Here is a 6,926-nt window from a genome sequence, read left to right on the forward strand (position 1 = left end):
TCAACAAGAACATCGGAGCGTATTCCTATGGCCCGCAGAGATGTCCATACCCTGGATAGCGAAGTGGAGTTTCCTGCCGACGTACAACTGGTCTCCACCACTGACCTGCGCGGGGTGATCACTTATGCCAATCCGGCTTTTTGCACCATCGCCGGCTATAGCGCCGACGAGCTGGTCGGTCACAACCACAATCTGGTACGCCACCCCGACATGCCCAAGGCCGCCTTCGCCGATCTCTGGGCCCGCCTCAAGGAGGGCAAACCCTGGCGCGGCATCGTCAAGAATCGCTGCAAGGATGGTCGTTACTACTGGGTAGATGCCTATGTGACCCCCATCTATGAAGGCAACAGGATCAGCGGCTACCAGTCGGTACGCTGCAAACCCGAGCCCCATTTCAAGCGCATCGCCGCTCAGACCTACCAAGCCCTGCTCAAGGCCGAGCGCGGCAACAGCAGCAACCTACCCTCTCTTGCCAAAGTACGCACCCCGGCCATTACCCTGCTGCTGCTCGGCCTGATGGGCTGGACCTTCGCCAGCCAAGGGGCCATGACCGTCCTGCTGATGCTGCTGCCCCTGTTGCTTATTGGCGGAGCCTACTGGCGCGAGCTCTTTGCCCTGCCCCACTATCTGCAGCAGCTGGGCCGTGAATATGACAGTCTGACCCGGTTGGTCTACTCCGGTGACAACCCCGGCGCCATTGCCGATTTTCATATCAAGATGCTGCAGGCCCGCATCCGAACCGTGTTGGGACGGATCAACGATGCCACGGCACCTCTGCAAACCCTGGCCATCAATCTGAAGCAGGCCTCTCATCAAGCCTGTCTCGATATCAACGAGCAAGATGCCCAGACCCAGCAGATGGCTACGGCTATGACTCAGATGGCCAACACAGCTCACGAGATCGCCCGCAACATTCAGGACTCCAACGGTCAGGTCAACGAAGCTCGCAATCGTTGTGAACAAACCAACCAGCAGTTGAACCAGACCGAGCAGCAGATCGAACAGCTCGCCAAACAGGCAGAGCTGGCGTTCAACTCGGCGGTAGAGCTCGCCAGTGAATCCGAACGGATTGGCAGTGTCATGTGCGAGATCCAGGGCATCGCCGAGCAGACGAACCTGCTGGCCCTCAACGCGGCCATCGAAGCCGCTCGCGCCGGGGAGCAGGGCCGTGGTTTTGCAGTGGTGGCCGACGAGGTGCGTACCCTGTCGACCCGCACCCACAAGGCGACCGAGCAGATCCAGGGCAGCATCAAGCAGATCCAGCACACGCTGGGACGCTGGAAGGGGATGATGCAGGAGAACCTGCAACAGACCCGCGCATGTGCCGAGATGACTCGCCAGGGCGCCAGCAGCCTCCATACCGTGCTGGCCGAGATAGAGCTGGTCACCGAACACTCCACCCAGATCGCCACCGCTGCAGAGCAGCAACAAGCGGTCGTGGAGGAGATCAGCCGCAGCATCCACCAGATCTCCGAGTACTCCCACGCCAACAGTCAGAAGATGCTGGATGTCGATCACTCCAGTCAGGCTCTGCTGGAACGGGCCAAGCAACTGAAGGGGCTTAGCCAGACCTTCGGCTGAATCATTGCCAGCTCCATGACAGAAGCGCCACAATGGCGCTTCTGTTGTTTTTGACGAATCGGGTCTATGAGCATTGAATCAAGTCCATCCCCATTGAACAAAGCTGCCCGTATCGAAGCGATCATCGCCCTGATCCCGGCAGGCCGAGTGGTCAGTTACGGTCAGGTGGCCGATCTGGCGGGGCTGCCCGGACGGGCAAGACTGGTGGGCAAGGTGCTGCGGGAAACCGACAAGGTACTGCCGTGGCATCGGGTGCTGGGCGCGGCGGGCACCATCTCGTTACCGAAAGGATCGCCAAGCTTTGCCGAACAGACGGGACGCCTGCAGCAGGAGGGGGTCGTGGTGATCGGTGGGCGGGTCAGAATGAAGGAGTGGCAATGGCAGCCCGATCTGGCCGAGCTGCTTTTTCTACTGCCGTTTTGAGGGGATCACAGCCGGATCACTCCAGCGGCGCCAGGATCTCGTCGCTGCGCACCTGCACCGGTATGGTCTCATCCGCACGCTGCAGCAGCACCAGCAGGCTCTGTCGGTCCACTTCCAGCACATAGGCCGCCCCTTCACGGGTCATGCAGCTCATGCCAGGCCGGATCTCGTTAATCTCCATCTCAACCTCCTTGTCTACTTCGCGATTGATGACAGCTGCACTCCTTGCAGCTGTCTCAGTATACCGCTATCCATAAGCAAAGAGGCCCCTTGTCGGGGCCTCTTTTCATCAGGCTTTTTTAGCCTTTGGCAAACTCTCTTGCCAGGTACCGTTGTCGTAGTGAGCGGTCCAACCGGTCGCCTTACCGTTGACCTCGCTCATCACGTACTGCTCCTTGGTCTTGCGACTGAAGCGTACGATGGCGGGGTTGCCGTCCGGATCGGTGAGCGGGGCACCGGCCAGATACTTGTGCTTGGCGGAGATGCGATCCTTGAAGCGCTTGAGCTCTTCCACCAGCGGCGCGCGGGTCTCGCGGGATTTGGGGAAGTTGCTGGCCGCCAGGAACAGACCGGCAGCCCCGTCACGCAGCACAAAGTGAGCATCGGACTGGGTGCACTTGAGCTCCGGCAGCGGCACCGGATCCTCCTTCGGCGGCGCGATGTCGCCGTTTTTCAGGATCTTGCGAGTGTTCTTGCAGGTCTCGTTGGTGCAGCCCATGTACTTGCCGAAACGGCCGTTCTTGAGCTGCATCTCGGCTCCGCAACGGTCGCACTCGATGCTCGGCCCTTCGTAGCCCTTGAGCTTGAACTGGCCCTTCTCGATCTCGTAGCCATCGCAATCCGGGTTGCGACCACAGACGTGCAGCTTGCGGCTGTCATCGATGATGTAGGCATCCATCGCTGTGCCACAGACGCCGCAGCGGTGCTTGGCGCGCAGCGCTTCGGTTTCCGCCTCTTCGCCGTCAGTGGCGGAGACAAACTCGTCGGCAGAGACCAGGTTGATGGTCTTCTTGCAGCGCTCTTTCGGCGGCAGGGCATAGCCGGAACAGCCGAGGAACACGCCGGTAGTCGCGGTACGAATCCCCATCTTGCGGCCGCAATCCGGGCAGTCGATGTCGGTCATCACCATCTGGTTGGCACGCATGCCGCCCTCTTCGGGCGCCTTGTCGGCCTTCTCCAGCTCCTGGGTAAACTCGGCGTAGAAGGCGTCCAGCACCTTCTTCCACTCAAGGCTCCCTTCGGCGATGCCATCGAGCTTGTCTTCCATCTTGGCGGTGAACTCGTAGTTCATCAGCTCAACGAAGTTCTCCACCAGACGATCGGTGACGATCTCGCCCATCTTCTCGGCGAAGAAACGGCGGCTTTCGACCCGCACATAACCGCGATCGACGATGGTGGAGATGATGGAGGCGTAGGTAGACGGACGGCCGATGCCGCGTTTTTCCAGCTCGCGCACCAGCGCCGCTTCGGTGAAACGGGCCGGCGGCTTGGTGAAGTGCTGGCGCGGATCCAGCTTGACCAGTTTCAGCACCTCGCCAACGGTCACCGCCGGCAGCTGGCTATCTTCGCCCTTGCGACCCATCGGCGGCAGCGCCTTGGTCCAACCGGCGAAGCGCAGCGTACGGCCACGGGCCTTGAGCTCGAACTCACCCGCCTTGACGGTCAGGGTGGAGGAGTCGTATTGAGCCGGGGTCATCTGGCAAGCAACGAACTGACGCCAGATGAGATCGTACAGACGCATGGCATCCGGCTCCATCCCTTCCAGCATCTCGGCAGTCACCTGTACGTTGGAGGGACGGATCGCCTCGTGCGCTTCCTGGGCATTGGCCTTGGCGCCATACAGATTCGGCTCGGCTGGCAGATAGGCCGCGCCATACTGCTCGCCGATATATTCACGCACCGCCTCAACCGCCTCTTTGCTGAGGTTGGTGGAGTCGGTACGCATATAGGTGATGTAACCCGCTTCATAGAGACGCTGGGCCATCATCATGGTCTTCTTGACCCCGAAGCTCAGACGGGTAGAGGCCGCCTGCTGCAGGGTGGAGGTGATAAACGGCGCGGACGGCTTGGAGCCGGTCGGCTTGTCTTCCCGGTTAACGATCTTGTAGTCGACCCCTTCCAGGGCTGCGACAGCGGCAAAGGTCTCGGCCTGGGTCACCGGCTTGAAGTCGGCACCATTGCGGCTGACCACTTCCATCCGCAGGTCGCTCTTGTCAGCGGTCAGCAGGTCGGCATTGAGATCCCAGAACTCGACCGGTACGAACGCCTTGATTTCGCGCTCTTTATCGACGATGAGACGCACCGCAACGGACTGCACTCGACCGGCGGAGAGACCGCGGGCCAGCTTTTTCCACAGCAGCGGGGAAACCATGTAACCCACCACGCGGTCGAGGAAACGACGGGCCTGCTGGGCATTGACGCGGTCAATATTGAGTTCGGACGGCTGGGCAAACGCCTCCTTGATGGCGCTCTTGGTGATCTCGTTGAACACCACGCGCTTGTAGCGGCTGTCGTCGCCACCGATGATCTCGCGCAGGTGCCAGGCGATCGCTTCCCCTTCTCTATCCAAGTCGGTTGCGAGATAGATGGTGTCGGCTTTCTCGGCCAGACTTTGCAACTCGCTGACCACCTTCTCCTTGCCGGGCAAAATCTGGTAGTTAGCCTGCCAGCCAGCGGTCGGATTGATACCCATCCGGGCAAACAGGGCCTTGCGATCCTTGGCAGCCTTCTCGGATTCGCTCAACTTGATGCCGCGAATGACAGGTTTCTTGGGCTCGGTGCTGGCACTGCCGCTGGTGGGCAGATCGCGAACATGACCAACGCTGGATTTCACCACGTAGTCCTTGCCCAGATATTTGTTGATCGTCTTGGCCTTGGCCGGAGACTCCACTATGACCAGTGATTTGCCCATGCTGTAACTATTATCCTCATTGCACCCGACGGGGTTGGTGTGCGGTTTTGTGGGGCTGTATAAGAGATTTGGCGCGAAAAAGCAATCTTGTGAGCAAATTTGCCTGACCAGCCCGCACCACACGGCTTCTTTTATTGCTTCTTTATTTATTAATGCGAAGGCAACAGGCCGGACGCAACCGCTTTTTCAATTTTCTGCCATACCGCCCCTCTTTTTATATCTGAAACGACATAAAAACGTCTGCTGGTTACCGGCTTGTTACAAAAACATAAAATCTCTTTATAATGGCCCAACCCCGACGCATTGCGCGCGGAAGGAACCGCTACCCATCATAAAAATCGAAAGGATGTACTCAATGAAGCACTTCGAGGTCAATTTCGACGGTCTGGTCGGCCCGACTCATAACTATGCCGGCCTCTCCTACGGCAACGTTGCCTCCCAGAGCAATGCCCAGGAGGCTTCCAATCCGAAAGAGGCCGCCAAACAGGGGCTGCGCAAGATGAAGGCGCTGACCGAGCTTGGCATGACCCAGGGGGTACTGGCGCCACAAGAGCGTCCCGATCTCGCCACCCTGCGCCGCCTAGGCTTCACCGGCAACGATGCCCGGGTGCTGGAGCAGGCCGCCAAACAAGCTCCCGCCGTACTGGCTGCCTGCTATTCGGCTTCCAGCATGTGGACCGCCAACGCCGCCACCGTCTCTCCCAGTGCCGATACCCAAGATGGCCGCATTCACTTCACCCCCGCCAACCTGACCAACAAGTTTCACCGCTCTCTGGAGCCGGACGTCACAGGTCACATCCTGCGCGCCGTGTTCAACAATGATCGCCACTTCAGCCACCACCTCCATCTACCGGAAAATGACCACTTCGGCGACGAGGGGGCAGCTAACCATACCCGCCTCTGCCGCGCCTATGGCGAGGCGGGGGTCGAGCTGTTCGTCTATGGCCGCAGTGCCTTTGACTACTCCCGCCCGGCGCCGAAGCGCTACCCGGCACGCCAGACCCTGGAGGCAAGCCAGGCCATCGCCCGCCTGCATGGTCTTGATGAGGAGAGCGTGGTGTTTATTCAGCAAAACCCGGAGGTGATCGATCAGGGGGTATTCCATAACGACGTGATCGCAGTGGGCAACCAGAACGTGCTCTTCTTCCACCAGCAAGCGTTCCTCAACACCGAAGCGGTGCTGGCCGAGATCAGCGGCAAGTTTGGCGAGGGAGATTTGCACTTTATCGAAGTGCCGACTGCCGAGGTATCCGTGCTGGATGCGGTGAAATCCTACCTGTTCAACACCCAGATCCTCACCCTGCCGAGCGGTGAGATGGCCATCATCGCCCCCACCGAGTGCCGCGACAATCCGGCGGTGTCGGCGTACCTGAACAAACTGCTGACCATGAACACGCCTATCAAGGCCGTTCACTACATGGACGTCAAGCAGAGCATGCGTAATGGAGGCGGCCCGGCCTGCCTGCGACTACGGGTTGCCATGAACGATCAGGAACTCGCGGCGGTCAATCCGGCCTGCCTTATCAACGACAGCCAGTTTACCCGCCTCGATGGCTGGGTCGATCGCCACTACCGTGACCGACTGACCCTCGATGACCTGCGGGATCCGGCACTGGTGCAGGAGTCCCGCAGCGCACTGGACGAGCTGACCCAGATCCTGAAACTGGGTTCGGTCTACCCGTTCCAGCGCTAGATGTAATGCCCGGGAAGACCGCCGACGCTGGCGGTCTTCTGCTATCTGCCTTCTCTTCAGCGCGATCACCAACTTGCACGGATGCTGTTTTGTGCAGAAAAGCAGCGCACAACTTGCTGATAAGCTTGAATTTTGAGCTATATGTATCAAAAAATCGACGAACAGTCATTTTTTACTGCCAGATGCCTAATCAAGGGGTTCACAAAGCCTCTGGATCTGATAGTATGCGCCTCGCACTTGGGGAGGGGTTCCCGAGCGGCCAAAGGGATCAGACTGTAAATCTGACGGCTCTGCCTTCGAAGGTTCGAATCCTTCTCC

5 protein-coding genes are annotated in these 6,926 nt (G+C 59.4%); 3 read left to right on the plus strand and 2 right to left on the minus strand.

What is annotated here, in order from left to right:
- The first annotated feature begins 27 nt into the window (after nucleotides 1–27).
- Both G5193_RS06650 and G5193_RS06655 read left to right on the plus strand, forming a co-directional pair.
- Entirely contained in the window at nucleotides 28–1,581 is a 1,554-nt protein-coding gene (locus tag G5193_RS06650; protein WP_421205501.1) for a methyl-accepting chemotaxis protein, read from the plus strand.
- Nucleotides 1,582–1,647: 66 nt separating this feature from the next.
- Entirely contained in the window at nucleotides 1,648–2,004 is a 357-nt protein-coding gene (locus tag G5193_RS06655; protein ID WP_184232979.1) for an MGMT family protein, read from the plus strand.
- Between the two features lie 16 nt (nucleotides 2,005–2,020).
- On the opposite strand, the gene G5193_RS06660 is transcribed toward G5193_RS06655, so the two are convergent.
- Entirely contained in the window at nucleotides 2,021–2,185 is a 165-nt protein-coding gene (locus G5193_RS06660; protein WP_005334891.1) for a hypothetical protein, read from the minus strand.
- A gap of 108 nt (nucleotides 2,186–2,293) precedes the next feature.
- Complete coding sequence (topA, locus tag G5193_RS06665) at nucleotides 2,294–4,915, minus strand: type I DNA topoisomerase (RefSeq protein WP_421205502.1); 2,622 nt, start codon at nucleotides 4,913–4,915, stop codon at nucleotides 2,294–2,296.
- Between the two features lie 355 nt (nucleotides 4,916–5,270).
- Between topA and astB the strand changes: the two genes are divergently transcribed.
- Nucleotides 5,271–6,608 carry an N-succinylarginine dihydrolase gene (gene astB / locus G5193_RS06670; protein ID WP_421205503.1) on the plus strand — a complete coding sequence of 446 codons (1,338 nt, stop codon included), beginning with the start codon at nucleotides 5,271–5,273 and terminating at the stop codon, nucleotides 6,606–6,608.
- The last annotated feature ends 318 nt before the right edge of the window (nucleotides 6,609–6,926 follow it).

This window comes from Aeromonas sp. 601027 (assembly GCF_049174455.1).
GTDB lineage: Bacteria > Pseudomonadota > Gammaproteobacteria > Enterobacterales > Aeromonadaceae > Aeromonas > Aeromonas veronii_A.

Excerpts from the sequence above, each read along its gene's own strand:
- astB (WP_421205503.1), top strand. The coding sequence starts at position 5,271 with ATGAAGCACTTCGAGGTCAATTTCGACGGTCTGGTCGGCCCGACTCAT.
- G5193_RS06655 (WP_184232979.1), top strand. The coding sequence starts at position 1,648 with ATGAGCATTGAATCAAGTCCATCCCCATTGAACAAAGCTGCCCGTATC.
- G5193_RS06650 (WP_421205501.1), top strand. The coding sequence starts at position 28 with ATGGCCCGCAGAGATGTCCATACCCTGGATAGCGAAGTGGAGTTTCCT.
- topA (WP_421205502.1), bottom strand. The coding sequence starts at position 4,915 with ATGGGCAAATCACTGGTCATAGTGGAGTCTCCGGCCAAGGCCAAGACG.
- G5193_RS06660 (WP_005334891.1), bottom strand. The coding sequence starts at position 2,185 with ATGGAGATTAACGAGATCCGGCCTGGCATGAGCTGCATGACCCGTGAA.